This is a genomic window from Paenibacillus mellifer (assembly GCF_023195895.1).
GTDB lineage: Bacteria > Bacillota > Bacilli > Paenibacillales > Paenibacillaceae > Fontibacillus > Fontibacillus mellifer.
In genome coordinates this window covers 32,947-53,440 of the sequence record NZ_JALPRK010000025.1, presented here as the reverse complement: position 1 = coordinate 53,440, position 20,494 = coordinate 32,947, and the positions used below count along the sequence as shown (strand labels likewise).

At 53.8% G+C, this 20,494-nt stretch carries 20 protein-coding genes; 7 read left to right on the top strand and 13 right to left on the bottom strand.

Going from position 1 to position 20,494, the window contains the following annotated elements:
• The first annotated feature begins 46 nt into the window (after positions 1 to 46).
• Positions 47 to 1,912, top strand: a complete 1,866-nt coding sequence (locus tag M0651_RS20390; protein WP_248553565.1) for an arginine--tRNA ligase — start codon at positions 47 to 49, stop codon at positions 1,910 to 1,912.
• A gap of 86 nt (positions 1,913 to 1,998) precedes the next feature.
• Here the strand turns inward: M0651_RS20390 and M0651_RS20385 are convergent, their stop codons facing one another.
• Positions 1,999 to 4,842, bottom strand: coding sequence for an S-layer homology domain-containing protein (locus M0651_RS20385; protein ID WP_248553564.1), 2,844 nt, complete (start codon positions 4,840 to 4,842; stop codon positions 1,999 to 2,001).
• A gap of 153 nt (positions 4,843 to 4,995) precedes the next feature.
• On the opposite strand from M0651_RS20385, the gene M0651_RS20380 reads away from it, so the two are divergent.
• From M0651_RS20380 to M0651_RS20365, 4 genes are all read left to right on the top strand, one after another.
• Entirely contained in the window at positions 4,996 to 7,110 is a 2,115-nt protein-coding gene (locus M0651_RS20380; RefSeq protein ID WP_248553563.1) for a bacterio-opsin activator, read from the top strand.
• Between the two features lie 317 nt (positions 7,111 to 7,427).
• A complete protein-coding gene (locus M0651_RS20375) occupies positions 7,428 to 8,798 on the top strand; it encodes an ABC transporter substrate-binding protein (RefSeq protein ID WP_372491022.1) in 1,371 nt (456 codons plus the stop codon).
• Entirely contained in the window at positions 8,795 to 9,682 is an 888-nt protein-coding gene (locus M0651_RS20370) for a carbohydrate ABC transporter permease (RefSeq protein ID WP_248553561.1), read from the top strand. The genes M0651_RS20375 and M0651_RS20370 overlap by 4 nt, the downstream gene beginning before the upstream one ends.
• 23 nt (positions 9,683 to 9,705) lie before the next feature.
• Positions 9,706 to 10,539, top strand: coding sequence for a carbohydrate ABC transporter permease (locus M0651_RS20365; RefSeq protein WP_248553560.1), 834 nt, complete (start codon positions 9,706 to 9,708; stop codon positions 10,537 to 10,539).
• Between the two features lie 14 nt (positions 10,540 to 10,553).
• Here the strand turns inward: M0651_RS20365 and M0651_RS20360 are convergent, their stop codons facing one another.
• The 3 genes from M0651_RS20360 to M0651_RS20350 all read right to left on the bottom strand — a co-directional run bounded on the left by M0651_RS20360 (position 10,554) and on the right by M0651_RS20350 (position 12,347).
• Positions 10,554 to 11,549, bottom strand: coding sequence for a helix-turn-helix transcriptional regulator (locus M0651_RS20360; protein WP_248553559.1), 996 nt, complete (start codon positions 11,547 to 11,549; stop codon positions 10,554 to 10,556).
• A gap of 54 nt (positions 11,550 to 11,603) precedes the next feature.
• Positions 11,604 to 12,101, bottom strand: coding sequence for a DinB family protein (locus M0651_RS20355; RefSeq protein WP_248553558.1), 498 nt, complete (start codon positions 12,099 to 12,101; stop codon positions 11,604 to 11,606).
• A 126-nt stretch (positions 12,102 to 12,227) separates the two neighbouring features.
• Positions 12,228 to 12,347: a sporulation protein YjcZ gene (locus M0651_RS20350; protein ID WP_198342965.1), complete on the bottom strand. Its 120-nt coding sequence runs from the start codon at positions 12,345 to 12,347 to the stop codon at positions 12,228 to 12,230.
• A gap of 206 nt (positions 12,348 to 12,553) precedes the next feature.
• Between M0651_RS20350 and M0651_RS20345 the strand changes: the two genes are divergently transcribed.
• The gene (locus M0651_RS20345; protein WP_248553557.1) at positions 12,554 to 12,811 is read left to right on the top strand and encodes a hypothetical protein; all 258 of its coding nucleotides are present in this window, start codon (positions 12,554 to 12,556) and stop codon (positions 12,809 to 12,811) included.
• Positions 12,812 to 12,848: 37 nt separating this feature from the next.
• Here the strand turns inward: M0651_RS20345 and M0651_RS20340 are convergent, their stop codons facing one another.
• The 6 genes from M0651_RS20340 to nrdR form a co-directional block, all read right to left on the bottom strand.
• Positions 12,849 to 13,472: a DedA family protein gene (locus tag M0651_RS20340; RefSeq protein ID WP_248553556.1), complete on the bottom strand. Its 624-nt coding sequence runs from the start codon at positions 13,470 to 13,472 to the stop codon at positions 12,849 to 12,851.
• Positions 13,473 to 13,699: 227 nt separating this feature from the next.
• Complete coding sequence (pstB, locus tag M0651_RS20335; RefSeq protein WP_248553555.1) at positions 13,700 to 14,458, bottom strand: phosphate ABC transporter ATP-binding protein PstB; 759 nt, start codon at positions 14,456 to 14,458, stop codon at positions 13,700 to 13,702.
• A 13-nt stretch (positions 14,459 to 14,471) separates the two neighbouring features.
• The gene (gene pstA, locus M0651_RS20330) at positions 14,472 to 15,359 is read right to left on the bottom strand and encodes a phosphate ABC transporter permease PstA (protein ID WP_248553554.1); all 888 of its coding nucleotides are present in this window, start codon (positions 15,357 to 15,359) and stop codon (positions 14,472 to 14,474) included.
• Positions 15,356 to 16,258 carry a phosphate ABC transporter permease subunit PstC gene (gene pstC, locus M0651_RS20325; RefSeq protein ID WP_248553553.1) on the bottom strand — a complete coding sequence of 301 codons (903 nt, stop codon included), beginning with the start codon at positions 16,256 to 16,258 and terminating at the stop codon, positions 15,356 to 15,358. The genes pstA and pstC overlap by 4 nt, the downstream gene beginning before the upstream one ends.
• Before the next feature lie 87 nt (positions 16,259 to 16,345).
• The gene (locus tag M0651_RS20320) at positions 16,346 to 17,305 is read right to left on the bottom strand and encodes a phosphate ABC transporter substrate-binding protein (protein ID WP_248553552.1); all 960 of its coding nucleotides are present in this window, start codon (positions 17,303 to 17,305) and stop codon (positions 16,346 to 16,348) included.
• A 188-nt stretch (positions 17,306 to 17,493) separates the two neighbouring features.
• Positions 17,494 to 17,964, bottom strand: a complete 471-nt coding sequence (gene nrdR, locus M0651_RS20315; protein ID WP_248553551.1) for a transcriptional regulator NrdR — start codon at positions 17,962 to 17,964, stop codon at positions 17,494 to 17,496.
• 136 nt (positions 17,965 to 18,100) lie between these two features.
• Here nrdR and M0651_RS20310 point away from each other — a divergent pair, with 136 nt between their 5' ends.
• Positions 18,101 to 18,322, top strand: a complete 222-nt coding sequence (locus tag M0651_RS20310; RefSeq protein WP_248553550.1) for an alpha/beta-type small acid-soluble spore protein — start codon at positions 18,101 to 18,103, stop codon at positions 18,320 to 18,322.
• Positions 18,323 to 18,394: 72 nt separating this feature from the next.
• Here M0651_RS20310 and M0651_RS20305 read toward each other — a convergent pair whose 3' ends face one another.
• Genes M0651_RS20305 through mutM form a run of 3 tightly spaced genes read right to left on the bottom strand, consistent with a single transcriptional unit; the run spans position 18,395 to position 20,467 of the window.
• Entirely contained in the window at positions 18,395 to 18,958 is a 564-nt protein-coding gene (locus M0651_RS20305) for a lytic transglycosylase domain-containing protein (RefSeq protein ID WP_248553549.1), read from the bottom strand.
• Positions 18,955 to 19,551: a dephospho-CoA kinase gene (coaE, locus tag M0651_RS20300; RefSeq protein WP_248553548.1), complete on the bottom strand. Its 597-nt coding sequence runs from the start codon at positions 19,549 to 19,551 to the stop codon at positions 18,955 to 18,957. The genes M0651_RS20305 and coaE overlap by 4 nt, the downstream gene beginning before the upstream one ends.
• A 37-nt stretch (positions 19,552 to 19,588) precedes the next feature.
• The gene (gene mutM, locus M0651_RS20295; RefSeq protein WP_248553547.1) at positions 19,589 to 20,467 is read right to left on the bottom strand and encodes a DNA-formamidopyrimidine glycosylase; all 879 of its coding nucleotides are present in this window, start codon (positions 20,465 to 20,467) and stop codon (positions 19,589 to 19,591) included.
• Positions 20,468 to 20,494 lie beyond the last annotated feature (27 nt).

Below are 20,494 nucleotides of genomic sequence, written 5' to 3'. Positions count from 1 at the left end.
TGAGACGGAGGCTTATTTTATTTTTATAGCCAAGGAGGAGTATTCCATGATCAGCAGGTGGATGAAAAAGCAACTTGAAACCTCGGTGCAGCAAGTCGTTTCAAGGCTCGGCCAAAGTTTTGAAAATCTCCCGGACGTTCTGATCGAGCGGCCCAACCGTCCGGAACACGGCGATTATTCGACCAACATTGCGATGCAGTTGGCCAAAACGCTGCGCCAATCGCCGCTGCACATCGCCGCGCAATTGAAGAACGAGCTGGAACAGGCAGGCCGGATGGAAGGACTGCTGCACCGGATCGAAACCGCGCCGCCGGGTTTTCTGAACTTCCACCTCGACTGGAGCGAATGGGCTCGCAAGGCCTTTCGCCTTCCGGATGCGGTCCGCGAAAAGGTCGTCATCGAACACACTTCCATCAACCCGAACAAATCCGCCCATATCGGTCACCTGCGGAACGCCTGCATCGGCGACTCGTTGGCGCGATTGTTGAGAAGAGCCGGATATCAAGTCGAAGTTCATAATTACATCGACGATCTGGGGAATCAGCTGGCCGATACCGTCGCAGGGTTGCTAAACGTCGACCATCAGGCGGAGCATTTGAGGTTCGGCGATTATTGCTGGGAGCTTTATGCCCGCGTGAACAAGGCATACGAGCAAACGCCCTCTCTGCTGGAGCAAAGAACGCGAGTGCTGCGGGCGCTGGAAGACGGGGACGGAAACGTGGCATGGATCGGCATGCTCGCAGCGGAACGGATCGTGCGGGAGCATCTGGAGGAAATGAAAGCCTTCGGCATAGATTACGATTTGCTTGTATGGGAGAGCCGTATCGTCCGCGAAGGCTTTTGGGACTCGGCTTTTCGTTTGCTGCAGCAAACCGAGCTATTCCAGATGGAAACGTCCGGCAAACTGGCAGGCTGCTGGGTGCTGAAGCAACCGGCGGCCGATCCGGCGGAACCCGATGCCGAGCATCATGCCGATAAGGTTCTCGTTCGGTCCAACGGAATTTTGACTTATACCGCCAAGGATATCGCGTACCATCTCTGGAAGTTCGGGTTGCTGGCGAACGATTTCCGGTACAAACCGTTTGCGGACGGACTTTGGACCACGCATGCAGATGGCATTGTCGCCGACTACGGCAAGGCGGATCTCGTCATCAACGTGATCGACCGCAGGCAAGAGTATCCGCAGGCGATGGTGAAGCAAGCGCTGGAAGCGCTCGGCTTCGCAGGCCAGGCGGAGAAGCTGCGCCACGTCGGTTACGGCGTCGTATCGCTAAGCCCTGGCGCGGCACAGGAGCTTGGCCTGGACACCTCGGACAGCAAAACCTCGTACGCCATGTCCGGCAGGCAAGGGGTCGGCATCAAAGTGTCCGATTTGCTCGATCTCATGGAAGCGCAAATCGAAGGCAAGCGCTCCGATCCCGAGGGGTTGTCCAGCCGCCTGATCGCAGCGGCGGCCATCCGTTATTACCTGCTGCGATTCGCCTTGCCAACCGAAGTGGTCTTCGACATTCAGCAAGCCACGGAGACGACCGGCAACACTGGCGTATATCTGATGTATGCGCATGCCCGGGCCGCCGGCATCTTGGCCAAAGCCCAGGCAAACGGGCTTCCGCGGACGGAGTCGCTCCCGGAGGACCTCTCTCTGCTGGATCAGGCCGAACATGCCCTGTTGAGGCAAATCGCGGCATGGCCCGATACGCTGAGCGCTGCGTGCGAGGAACTGTCGCCGACGCCAATTTGCCATTTCGCTTATGAGCTCGCTACTTTGTTTAATCATTATTATTCGGCGTGTCCGATCCTGAAAGCCGAGCCGCAGCAGCAACCGTTCCGGCTGTGGCTCACAGCCGAATTCAAGGAGACGATCGCCGAGGCGTTGGATGTTATCGGATTGCCGGCCCCGGATCGCATGTAATCAAACAAGCAGCCGAGCCGCCCGCCCTCTCATCTGCTAGCGGATGAGGGACGGGTATGGCTCGACTGGCTTGCAATGGCGCTCACTTAATTGATGAAATTCAAATAAACCAACAGTCGTCTCAACATCACGGCGCTTTGGGCCCGGGTTGCTGCTGCTTTCGGGGCGAGACGGGTTTCGTCCACTCCCTGAATCAGCCCCGCCGACAATAAGCCCCACATCGGATCTTTCGCCCAATGGGCCAGATTGGACGCGTCGCTAAAGCGGCCCGGCACCTCTGATTCGGCCGCCGGCAAGCCGCCCGCGAATTGCGCTGCGTTCGCAAGCATCACCGCCATTTGCTCGCGGGTGATCGGATCGTTCGGCCGGAACGTGTCGTCTTCGTAACCATTGACCAGACCTGCATGAACCGCGGCATTTACCAGGCCGGCATACCAGGCATCGGAAGTCACGTCGCGAAAGGCGATCCATGCAGGCCGGGCGGCTAATCCGAGTGAACGTGCCAGCATCGCTGCAAATTCGGCGCGGGTTACGCTGCCGTCCGGATCAAATTCACCGCCCTTCTTCCCTTCCAAGATCAGCTTATTAGTGAGCAGATTAACATCTTCTTCCGCCCAATGCCCCGCTAGATCAGTAAAGGCATGATGGGTGCGAACAACAGCGTACCGGCTATCGTGGGGAGCCGAAAATACGGCGTATGCGCTGAGAGTATCCCGACGAAATACGGCTGGAACAAAGTGCAGACGTTCTTCGTCATCAACCCAAACAACCGTTGCGTTGGCCGGATCGGGCTCCGTATCCAACCGGATCGCCCGCTCAACATAGGTTCCCTCGAAATCGGCGATGACCTCCCCTTCAACATCCAAAGTAAAATCAACAGGGTCGGCGATTCCCTCGTAGCCATATTCCGTTAAAGCCGATTTGAAATTCGAAAGATCTCGTTCCGCTGATTCTGCGATCGTGACGGTTAGCACCGTACCCGGTTTTCCCTCCCACAATCGAAGCGGCAATCTGTAAGCTGCCCGATTCATCGTGACCTCCAAGACGGCATCGGGTTGCAGCCGCAGGATGTCTCGAATCGCCTGCATCGGCAGATCGGTTTTGAGGATGGGAACCGGAGCGTCGATCTCAATCGTGCTGTCGCTTCCAGATGAGAACAGTGCAGATAGTTCGCTGCCATCCAGAATATATCTTTGAACATCTCGGCCATCGCTCGCCTTCTCACGAGTCACGGAAACGAGTAATTCTTGGCCCCCGGCTTTGATTTTCGCTTTATCCGGTTGGCTGGAAGGCGAAGGCTTCACCGGAACGTAAGAACTTCCCGAACTTTCCGATCCGCCGGAACCCGCTGGAGGGCTGGGCGGGTCATTGGGCTCCAGGAAGACTCGGCCCAAATCGATGCCCGCCCCCGTTGTAACGTTTACGTTTGCGGTCCGAGCCTTGTATCCCGCGGCAAGGAATTTCACCGTCTGCATACCGACCGGGAGGTCCGGCAGCGTAAAGCTGCCGTCCGCGCGGGTCGTATCGCTTATCCCATAGGCGTCAACCGTCACCGTTACCCCGGGCAACGGCATATCTCCGGTACCATAGACGATACCGGTCACCATGCCGAGGTCTGGGGATGGAGGTTCGGCGACCACCAAGCGAAGCGTCGCCGCTGCGGAGGCACCTCCGGCGTCGGTAACCGTGACGGTGACATCAAAGCTGCCCGATTCCCGGGGCGTCCCTTCCAACTTGCCTGTACTGCCAAGAGCTAGTCCTTCCGGAAGCCCTGTTGCTTGCCAGGCTAATCCGCCTCCTGCTCCATCATAAGCTTCTAGCTGATGCGCATAAGCACTCTCTTGCCGGGCATTTGCCAAGTCTTCAGTAAGTACCGCCGGACGCAGGTAGGGGTATCCGCCGTTGACCGCCGGATGGATCGCCCAGGTATTCACGAAGTCCCAGCCGGCATAGGTTTCGGATTGGGCCATCTCAGCCGTCGAATGTCCCGCGGCTTCGGCCGTGCCGCCGCTTTCGGATGCGATGCCAACGGACTGCTCCGTCGATTCGGAATCGAAATGGGAGCGGAGAATGCCGGCACCTGACCCAAGCTGCCCTACAACGCCGGCTACGATCGAGCCCGGACCCCCAGGACCTCCGGATACCTTGCCCGCAGCATAGCTCTCTTCAATCGTTCCGTAAATCATAAAACCAACCAGTCCGCCGGAGTAATAAACATACATGCCCGCTGACGACTGAAGCCCGATTGCTCCGGTGGCATAGGAATTCTCGATCAGCCCCGCGCCCTGGGACCCGACCAATCCGCCTGTGTAGATATTTGAAGCATATCCGCCCATGACCGAAGCCGCCGAGGAGGATTGGGAAATGGTCGAATTGGCAGTAGCGCCTACCAGACCTCCGGTTACATGGGTGTTTTCGCTCACCGATGCGGTGGCGACGGAGCCCGTTACTTGCGTATACAGGATCTTGCCCCCATCGGTTAACAGGCCGGTTACGCCCCCGGTATTGGCGCCGCCGCTAACTTGTACGCCCAGCCGCAGTTGCTGCACGGTTCCGGTGACCTTTCCGAAGAAGCCGACGTTTTCGTACTGTTTAGGATCTTCCCAATCGGCGCTGTCGATCTCAACCCCGGTAATGAAGTGCCCCCTTCCGTCAAAGGTGCCGCTGAAGGCGGCATTGTCATTCCCGCCAAACGGAACCCAGGCAAACCCGCTTATATCGATATCGTTCATCAACCGGATGTTCGAAGTCACATAGTCGGGCTGATGTTGGTCAATATAGGCGAGTTGATCCGCCGTTGATACCAGTACCCAGCCTTCCACCACGGGTGGTGGCAAAGGAGTGTCAGCCTGTGCGGGCGTAATCCGCCAGGGGGTGAATTGCACCGCGAAGAGGATGGCGGCCAGCATAAACGTTATGCGGCGTTTCATGAGAAAAAGCCCCTTTCTATGATCAAAAAATATTTACTAGAAAAGAATGATTACAATGCCTGCCGAAACAATTTATAGTGTAATATAGTAGCCATCTTTGGATGTTTCACTTTTGTTTCAATTTTCAACAAAAACGGAGAAGGAGTGATCGGCTTGGAATCGATACCGATCAGTGACCCCTACGTCCCTCGCCGGTACATCGTCGGCTTTTCCAGGGAGATGGCCAGCTTCAAGCAATGGCTAACCGATCCAAACCCGACCACAAGCCTGTTCGACGTATCGGGGATTGGCGGGATCGGAAAAACTACGCTGCTGTTAGAAATGACGAAGGCCGCATCGCAGGCAGAAGTGCTCACGCTTTGGTTGGATGGACAAAGCGAGCTGGCAACGTCGGGTGCATTCTTATCCGGCCTAGGAGCGAGCCTGGAGATCGAATACGGAAGACGGCGGGAGCCGGGTCTCCCCCTGCTCTCCTTCGTGATCGAGGAACTAACCCGGCAACGCTCCGTGTTGTTGATCGATAATTGCTCACGGCTGGCCGGGATTGAGGGATGGCTCATGTCGAGCTTCCTTCCCAAGCTGACCGACGCCGGGGTTCTGTTCGTCATGGCTTCGCGAGGCGGATTACCCCTCCAATGGTACACTAGTCCCTATTGGGGCCACCGTATCCGGGCGTTTCCTTTATCGTTATTAACGCGCGAAGAAGTGCTTGACTATTTGCACCGATGCGGCCTGGATGAAATGCTGCGGACGGAAGTCGCCCAGAAAACCAAAGGGCTCCCCCTGCACCTTGCAATGACCGTAGATGTGCTGCATTCAAAACAGAGCAATCCCGGCGCCAGCGCAGGTCTTGACGAGATTCCGGGCACACTGAGTGCCGATATTTTGCGGGAAGCGGCTTCTCCGGATTTATTTCAAGCTTTATCGGTCCTATCTCTGCTACCGGCAGCGGATCAATCGACGCTAAACCGCTTATTGGATCCTCCGCTGGATGCCGCCGGCTACTATGCGCTTGGCAATCTATCGTTCGTCCGCAGAACGGCCTACGGCTTAACGCTGCATCATGTGATCGCCGGGCTCTTGCGGAACGATTTCGCCCAGAGGGATGCCGCTCAGTTCCAAGTCCGGCGTCAGCAAGTGTTTCAGCTCTTGGCGGAGCAATTCCGCCACGCGGATACCCGGCAGCAAAGGGGGATCGCAGCGCATATTATGGAGCTGTATCGCGAGTTTTTACCGTCTGCCCATGCTTACGCCGATTTCTCCACGGCATTGAGCCCAGGAGTCCACACGCCGTTTCGCCCGGAAGACCTCGGCAGCCTCCAACAGTTGCTGGCGGCCGCGATTTCGCCAACGAACTGGCAATCCGAGCTGGTTCATGCGAAGGCGTACTCCGCTTTGCTCGACGATATCGCCCGGCATAGCCCCGAAGGCATCTGCGTCGTGCGCGACGATTCAGGGACTCCGCTGGCCTTCTGTGCCGGTTTCTGGCTGCATGGTTCGACCCTCCCTATGCTGGATCGGTATGCCCCTGGAATTCTTGCTTTATTGAGTGATGAGAGAGTCGCCCTACGGACGCTCTCCCGGGAGTCAGCCGACACGCTTTGCGTACTGCTCGCTGCCGTTGATGTTCGTCATCCCTTATATGGACCGGAAGAATTGGGCGCTTTGCTGATGCGGCAATGGTTAGTTGAAATGACCAGCGGGCTCCGGGGAATCATGTTTACAGCCGACCCGCAGCTCAATGGATTGTTCCAAATCCTTGGCTTTCAAGAGATGGGGCACATCAAGCTGAACGGCACCGAAACGGAAGGCGAACTGACCCGGTGGGAACTGGACTTCAGGCACCAGACCTTCGACACGTGGGTGAAGGAAGTTATCCGGCAAACCGGGCCCACGGGTCTTACAGCGTTGATGACCCGAAATGAGTCCCGTGCGGAGATGGATGGAACAGCGGCGAAACAGATCTTGGAGCTGCTGTTCCGCAGCGAAGAAATGGAACAGCTCCCGGTTGTGCGAAAGATGGGACTTCGCGGGACTGCCGTGCAGACCTGCGTGCAGAATATTTTGACGGCAACGGAGGCGGGCTATCCGCTGACGCAGTTGGATCAGAGTATCCTTAGAGCGGTATATCTACAGAAGGATCGCAACAAAAACCAGCTGGCAGACGATTTTCACATGAGCCGGACGACGTTTTACCGCCATACTCTGCAAGCCTTAGACCATATGGGCCATGTGCTGACACGGGCCCTTTCCGAAGTTCGCGGTTAAGGATGCCGAACTCGCGGGCTCCTATATGCATTGCAATAAGGCGTGACCGGACATCCGGTCGCGCCTTTTATATCGCGGGTCTGAGACCAAACGAATAAATAGCTCCTCCTCTCTGTTCTATATTCGAAGCGTCGAGTTCACTCCATAAACCGATTCGGTCAATAGTTTTTCGAGGCAATATTTGAATAAATTGTTCCTTCGGCAAGTATGTTTTACTGGAAGGTTTGTAAGCGGATACATCGTTATGCCTTTCACAATCGCAAGGAGTTCCGAATCCAACGGGGTACCGAAACCAGGGAGGGATCAGCATGTCATTCATGAAAAAAAGAAGTTGGGCCATCGCTTCCGTTTTGTTGTGCACGGCCTTGGGCGGGGCACTGTTAGCCGGGTGTTCCGGGTCCGATGACAAGTCGGGCAGTTCCGGAAAAACGACGATCACGGTGACGTACCGGGATGACGGTGCCGGAGAAAAAGGCTCGCTTTACCGGTGGCTGACGGAGATTGCCGCCGACTATCCGAATAAGGAAGTCGAAATTAAGCCGGCGCCGATCCAAGCCTCCGAAGGCGATTATTTCGCCAAAATCGCCTTGGCCTTGAAGTCCAAGGATACCGCGCCGGATATCGTGACGGAGGATACGTTTATTCTCAATTCCGACGCCAGCGCCGGTTATCTGGAACCGCTGGACGAGCGGCTGAAAGAATGGGAGGACTGGACCAACGGCTCGTTCATCGAAGCGATGAAGAAGGGCGTAACCGCAAGCGATGGCAAGGTCTACGGGGTGCCTTATAATACCGACTCGCGTGGACTTTGGTACAACAAGCAAATCTTCAAGCAAGTGGGTCTCCCTGAGGAGTGGACCCCGAAAAACTGGGAAGAAGTGCTTGATGCGGCCCGTACAGTGAAGGAGAAGGCGCCGGACATCGTCCCGATCTGGATGAACATGGGGAAGGCGACCGGAGAAGCCACGTCCATGCAGACGTATGAAATGCTCCTGTATGGTGCGGGCGAACGCCTGTATGACGATGCAAGCGGGAAATGGATCATCCAAAGCCAAGGAATTCTGGACGCATTAGGTTTCGTTGAAACCGTAAATAAGGAGAAGCTCGGACCGCCGCTCTCCAAGGTCCTGAACGGGCAGGCCGGCAATACCGCTTCCCGTGAATATTTGCCGCAGGGCAAGTTAGCCATCTCACTAGACGGCTCCTGGATTACCGGCAACTTTCTCGACTCCGGCGCATCCCCTTGGCCGGAATACAAGGACGTATTAGGCTTCGCCCCTATGCCGACGAGCCAAGGCCAGGCACCGGGTTCCATCACCCTTGCCGGAGGCTGGGCCTTGTCCATTCCAAGCAACGCCAAGCATAAAGACGAAGCTTGGGAGTTTATCAAATATGCGCTAAATAAGGAAAACAGCCAAAGGCTGGTCACCGCCTCGGGTAATATTACCGTCCGGGCCGATGTCGCCAAGGATCCGGGGTACACCAAAATGCCGTTTAACGAGATCGCTACGGAATACTTACAGAACGCCGAATTCCGTCCGGCGCAGGACAAATACCCGGAGGTTTCGACGCAAATTCAAACGATGGTTGAGTCCGTTGCCACGGGGACTTCCCCTGCGGATGCAGCCCATAAGTACGCTCAGGATGTGACCCGCATCGTAGGTGAGAACGGGGTCATCCAAAAATGAGCAGCATGGCGGCGGAAGGTTATTCCAGAAAACGAAACTCGTACTCGTGGCTGTATTTCATGCTCCCTTCGATCGCAATTATGCTCGTGTTTTTTATCTATCCGGTCTTTCTGACCTTCTTCTATTCGTTTACGAACCTCGCCTTAACGGGGGAATCCGCCAGAGAATTGAAGTTCGTCGGGTTCGACAACTATCTCCACATGTTCAAGGACCCGACGGTAAAGATCAGCATATGGAATACGCTTATCTTCCTGTTTGGCTCGGCAGTCATCGGGCAGCAGGTACTGGGCTTTTTCATCGCCTTGCTTATGAAGCACAAGAATAAGACGTTCCGCCGGGTCATCGGCACGATCGTCCTGGCCGGCTGGGTCACCCCGGAAATCGTCTGCGCTTTGTGCCTGTACAGCTTCTTCGGCGACGAAGGCACGTTGAACTCGATCATCACTTCGCTGGGAATTCCGGCGGTCACCTGGCTTTATACCGTGCCGATGCTGACGATCATCCTCGCTAATATTTGGCATGGCACCGCCTTCTCCATGCTAGTCTTTCAAGCGGCGTTGGACGATGTGCCGAGCGAGGTGGAGGAAGCTGCAGTTGTGGACGGCGCCTCACGGTGGCAGGTCCTGACTCGAATCATTATCCCCTACATCAAGGAGACGTTTACCACCAACATGATGCTGGTCACGCTGCAGACGTTAGGCGTCTTCGGGTTAATCTACGCCATGACCGGCGGCGGTCCGGGCACGTCCACGACCACGTTGCCGATCTTTATGTACAACCAAGCCTTCGTGAACTATCAACTGGGGTACGGAACCGCGATCTCCTTGCTGCTTCTGCTAATCGGGATCGTGCTCAGCTTGTTCTACACCCGCTCGTTGAAATAGTCCAAGTGCAAGGAGACTTCGTTATGAACGCAAAACAACGGAAAATCATCTACCGAATCATGCCCTATGCGATCCTCACCCTCATCGGGATCTGCTTCGTCCTGCCCTTGTTATGGGTCATGGTTGCTTCCGTCGACACCAATGCGATGCAGACACTGAAGCTGCCCCGGGCGGTCACGGCGGACAATTACATTGAGGTCATCACGAGCCGCGAGAACCAGCGCGCATTTCTTATTGGCTTAATCATGTCGCTGGGTCAGGCGGTGCTTGTCGTCATCCTGGCACTGCTCGCCGCCTATCCGTTGTCCCGGTACCAGATGAAATACAAGAAGTCGTTTATGCTGACCATCCTGTTCATGACCTCTCTGCCTATCACCGCGGTGATGGTCCCGGTCTATCAACTGTTTCTGAGTCTGAAGCTGTATGACCAGATCTTCGGCGTCATCCTATTTTATGTAGCGTCGTCGATGCCGTACGGGATTTGGATGCTCAAGAATTTCATGGATTCCGTCCCATTGGATTTGGAGGAAGCGGCTTGGGTAGACGGAGCCTCCGTTTTCACGGGGATCCGTAAGGTTGTTGCGCCGCTGATGGTCCCGGGGATCTGCACGGTGGCAATCTTCACCTTCTCGGGCAGTTGGGGTAATTTCTTCGTCCCTTACATTTTGTTGCAAAATCCGGAGAACTTCCCGGCTTCTCTAAAGCTGTACCAGTTCTTTGGTCAATACGGGATGATTGAATACGGCAATCTCGCTGCCTTCTCCATCATGTATGCGATCCCGTCCATTGTACTGTACATCTTATCCCAACGATTTATGTCCAAGGGATTTGGTTTACAAGGAGGAACGAAAGGGTGAGGCACAGACCTTGCTTACCCTTCCTTCACTTCTGCACTACGCATTTGCATCTGTTGATAATGTTCAGCCATCGTCTGGCTGACTTCCGCCATGCGTTTGATCAAGACGTCAGGCTCCATGATTGTTAGAGCTTTCCCATACGGAAGTAAGTAATAGGGCACATAGGTGAGCAAGGAGGCGCTTTCCATCCGGAAAACCGCCTCCTTTTCATTTCGCTGCACTAAGGTGTGACCAAACAACCAATGCCGCTGCAGCTCGTTTAAGGCTCGTTCAGCGCCTTGGATTCTCACCGTGAGTAAAGAGGCATCCTCCAACGACTCTGGCAACAGATTTCCTAACAAGAACCCTTTGGCGGAAAAATGAGCCGGCCGTTCGAACCGCTCCTCGCTTCGTTCCAATCGCTTGATTCGGTCGACGCGAAAACTGCGTATCCGCTGCCGAAGCCGGCAGTAACCGACAGTATACCAGCTCCCCTTCCAATGTACGATGCCGTAAGGGTCGAACCCGCGGTAGACGGCAGCCTCATCCTTGCCTCCCCGATACTCCATCTCCAACGAACGGCCTTCGGCCGACGCTAATTCCAGAGTCTGCAGGAAGGACTGCTCGAGCTCGTCCACCGGTGGGTGGATCACCGACACTCCACGCCCATGGCGTTCGATCTGCTCCAGCTGTTCTTCGTTCGTGTACAGCTTCAGCTTGTCCACCGCCCGGATTAACGCCTCGCCGAACGGATATCCCGCTTCCCGGGCAAAGATCGAAGCATGAACCAGCGCCTTCTGCTCCTCCGAGTCAAACATCAACGGAGATTCCGCAAACCGGCCGAGAATTCGGTAACCGCCGCCCGGTCCGGCATCGGCCACAATCGGCACGCCGCTGGCGCATAACGAGTCGATGCAGCGATACACGGTACGGATATGAACCTCCAGCTCATCGGCCAGCTGACGGGCGGTAATCTTTCGACCGGACCGAAGGAGCCATAGAATCGACAGCATATGATCCGCTTTAGACATGCGCATAACCCTTTCCGGTGAAATGTTGCTTATATTGTAACCGCCTTAACCGGTTTAGGCCAGCGGCTCCATTCCTTGCTCGATCCAGGATTCGTAAGTCGGACCGTAGACGTCAGGCAGACGCAGCCCGGCCTGACGCATCAATACGGTCATTTGTCCCCGATGGTGTGCTTGGTGCATGAGAGTAAACCGGAGTGACGCTCCGTTCGGCCACGGTTCACCCGCTATTTCCGTCGTTGCCAGCAGCTGTTCGTCCGTCCATTGGGAACGGATCGCCTCCATAAGTGCCTTGCTGATACGATGGTACTCCTCCGCGATCTCCGCCGCTGATGCAGGGACTTGCTCACCGCCAGCCGGTCCAACTAAATTCAATCCGCAGTGGGTCATGTAATGGATCGATCTCACCAAGTGCCAAGCAATTTGGCCTAAAGTTCTACGCCCTTCCATGACAGGTTGGGACAACGACGCATCGGTTAGCGCCTCCATAACGCGCTCCGTCAATTTACTCTCCTCTGTCCAGGCTTCGATAAACTCTTCAATTTTGACAAACATCTTGTTTCCTCCCGTATAATGAATTTTGACTTCAGCATAACGGATAAACACTGACAGTTACGGTCAGTGTTAAAAAAAAAGAAAGGCCCTGCTGCCGCAGGGCCTTTGCCGAGGTGTAAGCCTCAATTATACGATAAGCGCTCTGGAAATGATGACCAACAGGATGAACAGAACCAGAATTGTGCCAGTAGAAGTCCAGAAACCACCGTAACCTACGTTGCCTACGCCATTTTCATATCCCGACATTGATTTTTCCCTCCTTTTTAAATATAGAACATCATATTACGCCCCGCCCGAGAACGATCGGGACATTCGCGGAGATAAGTAAAAATGGGTTTGCGCTGCCCAGGATTCTCAAATCGCTTCATCTCGGGACCCTGTCCGTTGCAGTCGCCTAATCACGACTTTTGCTCTCTGCATATGATGAAACAAGTCAATCTTAAAAGCGGGTGGTGTTCTTGGGAGGAAAAAAGAGGCGTCAATATCAGAGACTCCAAGACAATGACATATCCTCGGATGACCTGGCGATTATCGGCGCCGGGTTCACCGTGCTCGGGGATTTTTTCGATTTGCTCTCCTTGTTGAAGCTGAAGGAGGAAAAAGAGGAGAACGGCGGCGGCACATCCAACGGCGATACCGAGGAAACGCTGATTGACGAATTCATGCTGCTCCGAAGCAAACCCGAAGGAAAAAAAAGGCGAAAGAAATAAAAAGGCGCGGGATCCACACCCTGCGCCTTTTTGGGCATTACCGGGACAGCTTGGCTACCTTCAGTCTCCAACGCCGCCACTTCATATACACGAGCACCACCAACAGCGCGCCCAACCCCATAAAGAAATATTTCAGATATTTCTCAACCAGATCAATGGCAACCTGCCACTGTTCGCCAAACACAAATCCGATGCTGACAAATACAGCGACCCAAAGAGCCGCCCCGGTGTAAGCATATAAAGCGAAGGTCCGAAAGGGAATGCGGATAATGCCGACGAAATAACCAAAAAACTGCCTGACGCCTGGCACGAAGAAACTGATCAACAGCATCTTGTTGCCATATTTCTCATATACCCGCCTCGTTTTGTCCAAATGCGAAGGCTTCAGAAGAATCCACCTTCCGTACCGTTCAATCAACGGCGCGCCAACCCGGTGGCCGATCAGATAGGTGATGGTCACTCCAATCACAGACCCCGTGTATCCAACCAGCATCGCCGGCAGAAATTCAAGCACGCCTTTATAAGCCAAGTATCCCGTATAGGTCAATGTCGTTTGACCCGGCGGCAGCGGCAGCGCGATAAAATCGATGGGGAGCCCAAGCAGCAAGACAAAATAGCCATATTGCTCAAACATCCTTTCTATCCAATCCAGCACGTTCATGATCTAATCTCCTTTAATCATCCCAGGCGCTGCCCACGCCCCTTAAGTCTCGTTCTTTCATGTTATCAGTATATACGGAGATTTTCCAATCTAAAAGAGCCCCCGGACGGGGCGACGCCCCGCCTGGAGTCCGGCATTATCCGCAATAACGCAAATAAGACCAAGACGGAAAGGGAGTTCCCGGCTTGGCCTGTATTTATTTCCGGATGAAGATTCGGCTGCCGAGCTTAGCCGAACCGACCGGAAATATAATCATCCGTCCGTTTCTCGGATGGATTGGTGAAGATCTTGCTCGTGTCATCATATTCGACCAGCTCCCCCATCAGGAAGAAAGCCGTCTTCTCCGACACCCGAGCCGCTTGTTGCATGTTGTGCGTCACGATGATGATGCAATAATCCTTCTTCAGATCCGCGATCAACTCTTCAATCTTGGCACTGGACACTGGATCCAGAGCTGAAGCCGGCTCATCCATCAGGATGATGCTTGGACTTACCGCAATCGAACGGGCAATACAAAGGCGCTGCTGCTGGCCCCCGGACAATGCCAAGGCGGAAGTGTGCAGCCGGTCTTTCGTCTCGTTCCACAGCGCAGCTTTGACGAGCGACTCCTCCACAATCTGATCCAGCTTCTTCTTGTTCCGAATCCCGTGGTAACGCGGCCCGAAGGCGATGTTTTCATAAATGGACTTATGGAACGGGTTCGGTCGCTGCCAAACCATGCCGATCTTTTGCCGCAGCAGCACGACATCTGTCTTCGGAGCATTGATATTGTCGTCCCCGATCCAGATTTCTCCCGTAATCTTCGCCCCGCTAATGAGGTCGTTCATCCGGTTTAAGCTGCGTAGAAAGGTGGATTTCCCGCAACCCGAAGGGCCAATCAAAGCGGTCACCTGCCGGGAGGCAAAATCAAGCGATATATTCTTAACGGCTTGTTTCTCTCCGTAAAAAACACTTAAGTCTTTTGTTGATAGTTCGATATTAGGCACGGGCTTCGTCCTCCTATTTCGTCGCCGTAAATTTCTTGAGCATCACGCGTCCGAGCCAGCGGGCCAGCAAGTTAAATACCAGCACGGTCAGAATCAGAACGGCCGAAGCGCCGGCGGCGATTTCAGGTGCGTCCGGTGCCAAGCCTTCGGAATTGATCTTCCAGATGTGAACGGCCAGCGTTTCCGCCGGACGGAAAGGATTCAGCGGTGACGTCGGGCTAAGCGGATTCCAGTTGCTAAAGTCAAGCCGTGGACTACTCATACCGGCCGTGAACAGTAGCGCCGCAGCTTCGCCAAATACGCGGCCCGCCGCCAGGATGGTCCCGGTCAGAATAATCGGCGTAGCAATTGGGAGCATGACCGATTGGATCGTTTTCCACTTGGACAACCCCAGCGCTAAGCTGGCTTCCTTCTGTGCCTGCGGCACGCTGGCCAATCCCTGCTCCGTGATCCGTACCATCAGCGGCAAGTTGAAGATCGTTAAGGCCAATGCCCCAGAGAACAGGGAGAAGCCAAACCCAAACACATTTACGAGAACGAGCAATCCGAACAAACCCACGACGATCGACGGAAAAGAGGATAACACCTCGACGATCAAACGGATAAAATCGGTGGTCTTCCCCGGTTTGGCATATTCGCTCATATAGATCCCTGCCCCGATACCCAAGGGCACCGTGATGATCATGGTTAAGACCAAGAGAAATAAGGAGTTAAATAATTGCGGGCCGATCCCGCCGCCTTCCTTGATTGTTTCAGGCGGCGACGTCAGAAAATCGAAGCTGATATGCCCCAGCCCCCGGACTAAAATAAATCCGAGTAAACCCGCCATAATGAGAACGATTAAGCCGGATAAAGCGACAATGACGGCCGTTGCGATTTTGTCTACGGTTTTTGCGCTCATCGTTTTGCTCTCCTTTCCAGCCACCGGACGATAAAGACGAATACAAACGTCATTAACATCAGGATCAGCGCCAGCGTCCAAAGGACATTGTTTTGCATCGATCCCATCACCGTATTCCCCATACTCAGCGTAATCACACTGGTCAAGGTGGAGGTGGATTCAAAGAGCGAGCGCGGAATATGCGGCGCATTCCCGATGACCATCTGTACCGCCAAGGCTTCCCCGAAAGCCCGGGCCATGCCCAATACGACCCCGGTTAATAAAGCCGGCATGGTCGTCGGCAATACGGTCCGGGACAAGGTTTGCCAGCGCGTTGCACCGAGTGCGTAAGAACCTTCTTTCAAACCGGGAGGCAGAGCGGCCAGCGCATCGGTGGCGATCGAAGTAATCGTCGGCAATATCATGATCGACAACACGGTCGCTCCGGCCAAGATGCCAAGACCTTGTCCCGGGAAGATATCCCGGTAAAATGGGACGATGACGCTGAGCCCTACGAAACCATATACAACGGAAGGGATTCCCGCCAGCAATTCGATGACAGGCTGCAGATATTTCTTCCCGAACTTCGGCATAATTTCGACCATAAATAAAGCCGCGCAAATGCCCAGCGGGGCTGCAATCAGCGCCGCCAAAATCGAGGTGCTAAACGAACCCAAGATAAACGGAAGGGCGCCAAATACCGGTGGTTCTCCATCCGGTTTCCAGTTCGTACTTCCGAATACTTCGCCAAGTGCGATCCCGTCTTGAAGAAAGGTGCTTAACCCCTTAGTTGCTACATAATAAACCATCGAGAAGATCGTAACGACCAGCAAGACAATACAAAACGAAGCATAAATTTTGCCGGTCCATTCCTCGACGATATGCGGTTGTATTTTTTTTCTTCCGCCGGACTGAGCCATGAAACCTCTCCCTTTAATAACAGCACAGAAAGAGGCAGAACAGTCCGCCTCTTGCCGCGCCGATATGATGTTATCGAGTCCTATTGGTTACTTCTGTGTGATGTTGCCATCCACATCGCGTTGAACTTGCATTTTGCTGATCGGAATATAACCAAGCTCTACGACGTCGCCGTTATCACCTTGTACGTCAGGGGAAACCATGAAGTCCAGGAATGCTTTAACCACTTCGTTTGGCTCGCCTTTCGTATACATGTGCTCGTAAGCCCATACCGGATACGTCCCGTTTGCTACGTTTTCTTCCGTTGCTTCAACACCTGCATATTTTACGACTTTCACAGAATCATCGAGGTAGGACAAGGCAAGATATCCGATAGCTCCCGGCGTTTCGCCAACCAGCTTCTTCACCGTACCGGAGGAATCCTCTTGGATCGAACCTTGCAGGTCTTCCGTTTTCGTGCCCAGCGCATATTTTTCGAATGTTGCGCGAGTTCCGGAGCTCGATGGACGGTTTACGATTTGGATCGCTTGATCCGGGCCGCCAAGGTCTTTCCAATTCGTGACTTTCCCCGTGAAGATTTGTACCAATTGATCTTTCGTCAAATCGTCAACAGTGATGTCCGGGTTAACAACGGCCGCCATCGCCACGACAGCGACTTGATGGTCAACCAGTTCGCCGGCTTGAGCGGCTTCCAGCTTCTCTTCCGCAAAGACGTCGGAGTTCCCGATATCCGCCTGTCCTCCGGAAACCTGCGTCAACCCCGTGCCGCTGCCTCCGCCTTGAACTTGTATAGAAACGTTAGGATTTTGATCCATGAATGTTTTCGAAACTTGGTCTACCAAAGGTTGTAATGCCGAGGAACCTACCGCCAGGATCGACCCGGACAGTTCCGATGCCGCTGCGTTGCCTCCGCTGTTCGCGGATGCTTCATCCGTGGTGCCGCCGTTCGTTCCGGCCGTATTGTTTGGTGCCGCGTTGTTGTTTTGACCACATGCTGCCAGCGTCAAGCTCAACACCAATGTCAAAACCAATAGCATACTCTTTTTCATTGTCTTAGGTATCCCCCTTATGTGATTTACAATTTGATTATAGAAAGCGAAGATCAATCCCGTGTTTTCGTTTTGTAAACTTTGTGTAAAATGAGGGGCGAATCCACCTTATTTTGAATATTGTTTGCAAAATATAAAAAAAAAACACTCTCGCCTACCGGCGAAGAGTGCATTATTTTATGAAAAAACTAATCCGTAACCCCCGTGTTTTTGGATAGCAGGCCTTTCAGTTCCTTCATAAACATGTTGATATCTTTAAATTGACGGTAAACCGAAGCAAATCGGACATAAGCCACCTCGTCCACCGGATACAACTGCTCCATTACGAGTTCACCAATCCCCCGGCTTTCAACCTCTGCGTTGGCCGATTGACGAAGGGAACGTTCCACCTCGGATACGATGGATTCCAGTTGCTCTACGGATACCGGACGTTTCTCACAGGCACGGATCAAGCCTCGCAGCATTTTCTCCCGACTAAATTCCTCGCGGCTCCCATCCTTCTTAATGACAATCAGCGGCATTTCCTCCACCATTTCAAACGTTGTAAATCGACGACTGCATTTCTCGCACTCGCGACGACGGCGGATCGAACGGTTCTCGTTAGCCGGCCTCGAATCAAGCACTTTCGTCCCTAAGAAATCGCAATACGGACATTTCAAGCTAGAACACCTCCCCTCTAAACGCCGTTGTGACGGCCTTTATTAATTAATGGCAATAAATTACTTCAAATTCATCGGATTGAAGTTGGTAGTCCGGCACATAATACTGTTACCAACCACAAGGAGGTGAACAATCATGGCCCAAAATAATAACTCTTCGAACGACCTGGTGGTTAGACAATCTTCCGGAGCTTTGGATCAAATGAAATATGAAATTGCTCAGGAGCTTGGCATTTCTTTCCCACAGGACGGTTATGCTGGTAACCTGACCTCTTACGAAAACGGTTCGATCGGTGGTTTCATTACGAAACGTTTGGTGACCTTGGCTGAACAACAGCTGGCAGGTCAATTCAAATAATCCGATGACCGAAGGAAGCATTGACTCGCGATAAGCCGGTCAATGCTTCCTTTATCTTTTCGCAAAAAAATCCTAAAACTCGTCGTAAATCTTTACATACTGTTTGTAATAATGCGAGACCCGCTGAACGTAATGCCTAGTTTCGCCAAACGGTATATTCTGAGCCGTCTCCAACCGTCCGTCCCAGCGTCCGCTCTTCAGCCAATTCTTTACATTGGTGGGTCCAGCGTTATAGGCAGCGATCATGGCGATTGGGTTGCCTTCGAATTGCTCGGATAACGATCCCAGGTACCAAGTACCGATCCGGATATTCGTCTCAGTCTCGTTGCGGATGTCTTCCAGCGTCGTGTCGGGCAGCTTCGCTTTGGAGATGACCCACTCCGCCGTATCCGGCATAATCTGCATAATACCGAGCGCGCCCTTACGGGACTCCGCTCCGGATTTGTAATTGGTCTCCACCTTGATGATCGCCGCAACGATAAACGGATCCAGGTTATTGTTATTGGCATGCTGCCGAATTTCTTCTTTATAATAAATCGGATAAAATAACGAAAGCCAAGCGGAATTAATAAAGATAAGGACCGTGAAACCGATAAACAGCAGAAGCAGAACCCTCTTTCTTCGAAGCCACCTCATCTTAGTCCCTTATCCCGCCAAAAGACGTCAATCTGCCGCTTTGTCTCGTCTAGTCCACCGCTGTTATCAATCAAAATATCCGCCCTCTCCTTCTTCACTTCGATATCCATCTGGGCGCTTAACCGCTGTTCAGCCGCTTCTAAGGATAACCTGTCCCTCTGGATTAACCGGGACAATTGCAGCTCTCGCGGCACATACACAACCATAATTTCTTCATATAAGGGATCCAGACCTGACTCGTATAGCAGCGGGATATCCGCCACCACCAGTCTATGTGGATCCGCTGCTTCTAGCTCGTCCAATCGCCGCTTCATTTCAGCGCGAATGGCGGGATGTGTTAAGGTCTCCAGCGCCTTACGTTCCGCCGGATGCGAGAAGACGATTTCGCCGAGCTTTTTGCGATTGAGCGTCCCATCGGGGTGAAGCACCCCCTGTCCAAATCGTTCGCGGACGGCCGCCAGCACTGGATGGCCCGGTTCCATAATCTCCCTGGCGATCGCATCCGCATCGAGCACAGCGGCGCCAAGGCCTGCCAACATGCGGGAAACCGTGCTTTTCCCCGTGGCGATGCCTCCGGTGAGTCCGATGTTCATTCCTTTACACCTCACTGTTTTGACTTGGGGCTTCGGCCTAAAATTCGTCCGGCGTTTGTTTCGCAGCTCGCGGCTTGGGGCTTGTCCGGTAAGGAGGTTGGCATTTTCCGCAATAATGCGTTCCCCTTCCCCCCACAACAGTCTTCACCACCGGCTGCCCGCAATTTAGACAAGGTTCTCCTTCCCGACCGTACATCCGCAAGGAATGCTGGAACATCCCCATCTCCCCTTGTCCATTGACATAGGACTTGATGGAGGAGCCTCCAGCATCCACCGCTTCTGTCAGCGTATCCACGATAGCCGTGTGAAGTCGCTCCAGCTGCCGCTTGGTCAGCTTGTCCGCCGGATGTTCCGGGTGGATTTCCGCCCGGAACAAGGCTTCATCTACATAGATATTCCCCAAACCTACAATGTATTCCTGGTTCAGCAGTACCGGCTTAATCTTGGTAGACCGCCTGGAGATCACCTCTTGAAAGGCCTTTGCCGTAAAAGAGGTCTCCAACGGCTCCAACCCCAGTTTCGCCAAAGGCTTCTGCGTAAATTCCTCTCCGGGCGCAAACAGATGCATGGTACCGAACTGGCGAACGTCCTTGTAGCGGAGTTCGGTCCCGTCGGTAAACCGGAAAATGACATGCGTATGCTTCTCTACCTCATCACCGGTCTGATACACGCCGTATCGCCCTTCCATCCGTAAATGGGAGACGAGCACCAGCCCATCCATGACGATGCGCAGAAATTTCCCGCGGCGGCCAATCTCTAATATTGTATGTCCGGCGAGCTCGAGTTCGAACCGTTTGATATCATCCGGCCGTTGGATGATGCGCGGCAGGAACACGTGGACGCTTTGGATCGTTTTCCCGACGATCAATTGGGTCAAGGTCCGTCGGACCGTCTCGACCTCCGGCAATTCCGGCATATCCTCTCACCTCAATCTAAGTTGTAA

Excerpts from the sequence above, each read along its gene's own strand:
- M0651_RS20310 (WP_248553550.1), top strand. The coding sequence starts at position 18,101 with ATGGCCCAAAATAATAACTCTTCGAACGACCTGGTGGTTAGACAATCT.
- M0651_RS20365 (WP_248553560.1), top strand. The coding sequence starts at position 9,706 with ATGAACGCAAAACAACGGAAAATCATCTACCGAATCATGCCCTATGCG.
- M0651_RS20390 (WP_248553565.1), top strand. The coding sequence starts at position 47 with ATGATCAGCAGGTGGATGAAAAAGCAACTTGAAACCTCGGTGCAGCAA.
- M0651_RS20350 (WP_198342965.1), bottom strand. The coding sequence starts at position 12,347 with ATGTCGGGATATGAAAATGGCGTAGGCAACGTAGGTTACGGTGGTTTC.
- M0651_RS20385 (WP_248553564.1), bottom strand. The coding sequence starts at position 4,842 with ATGAAACGCCGCATAACGTTTATGCTGGCCGCCATCCTCTTCGCGGTG.
- M0651_RS20340 (WP_248553556.1), bottom strand. The coding sequence starts at position 13,472 with ATGAACGTGCTGGATTGGATAGAAAGGATGTTTGAGCAATATGGCTAT.
- pstA (WP_248553554.1), bottom strand. The coding sequence starts at position 15,359 with ATGAGCGCAAAAACCGTAGACAAAATCGCAACGGCCGTCATTGTCGCT.
- M0651_RS20305 (WP_248553549.1), bottom strand. The coding sequence starts at position 18,958 with ATGAGGTGGCTTCGAAGAAAGAGGGTTCTGCTTCTGCTGTTTATCGGT.
- mutM (WP_248553547.1), bottom strand. The coding sequence starts at position 20,467 with ATGCCGGAATTGCCGGAGGTCGAGACGGTCCGACGGACCTTGACCCAA.
- pstC (WP_248553553.1), bottom strand. The coding sequence starts at position 16,258 with ATGGCTCAGTCCGGCGGAAGAAAAAAAATACAACCGCATATCGTCGAG.
- M0651_RS20370 (WP_248553561.1), top strand. The coding sequence starts at position 8,795 with ATGAGCAGCATGGCGGCGGAAGGTTATTCCAGAAAACGAAACTCGTAC.
- M0651_RS20320 (WP_248553552.1), bottom strand. The coding sequence starts at position 17,305 with ATGAAAAAGAGTATGCTATTGGTTTTGACATTGGTGTTGAGCTTGACG.
- M0651_RS20375 (WP_372491022.1), top strand. The coding sequence starts at position 7,428 with ATGAAAAAAAGAAGTTGGGCCATCGCTTCCGTTTTGTTGTGCACGGCC.
- M0651_RS20360 (WP_248553559.1), bottom strand. The coding sequence starts at position 11,549 with ATGTCTAAAGCGGATCATATGCTGTCGATTCTATGGCTCCTTCGGTCC.
- M0651_RS20355 (WP_248553558.1), bottom strand. The coding sequence starts at position 12,101 with ATGTTTGTCAAAATTGAAGAGTTTATCGAAGCCTGGACAGAGGAGAGT.
- coaE (WP_248553548.1), bottom strand. The coding sequence starts at position 19,551 with ATGAACATCGGACTCACCGGAGGCATCGCCACGGGGAAAAGCACGGTT.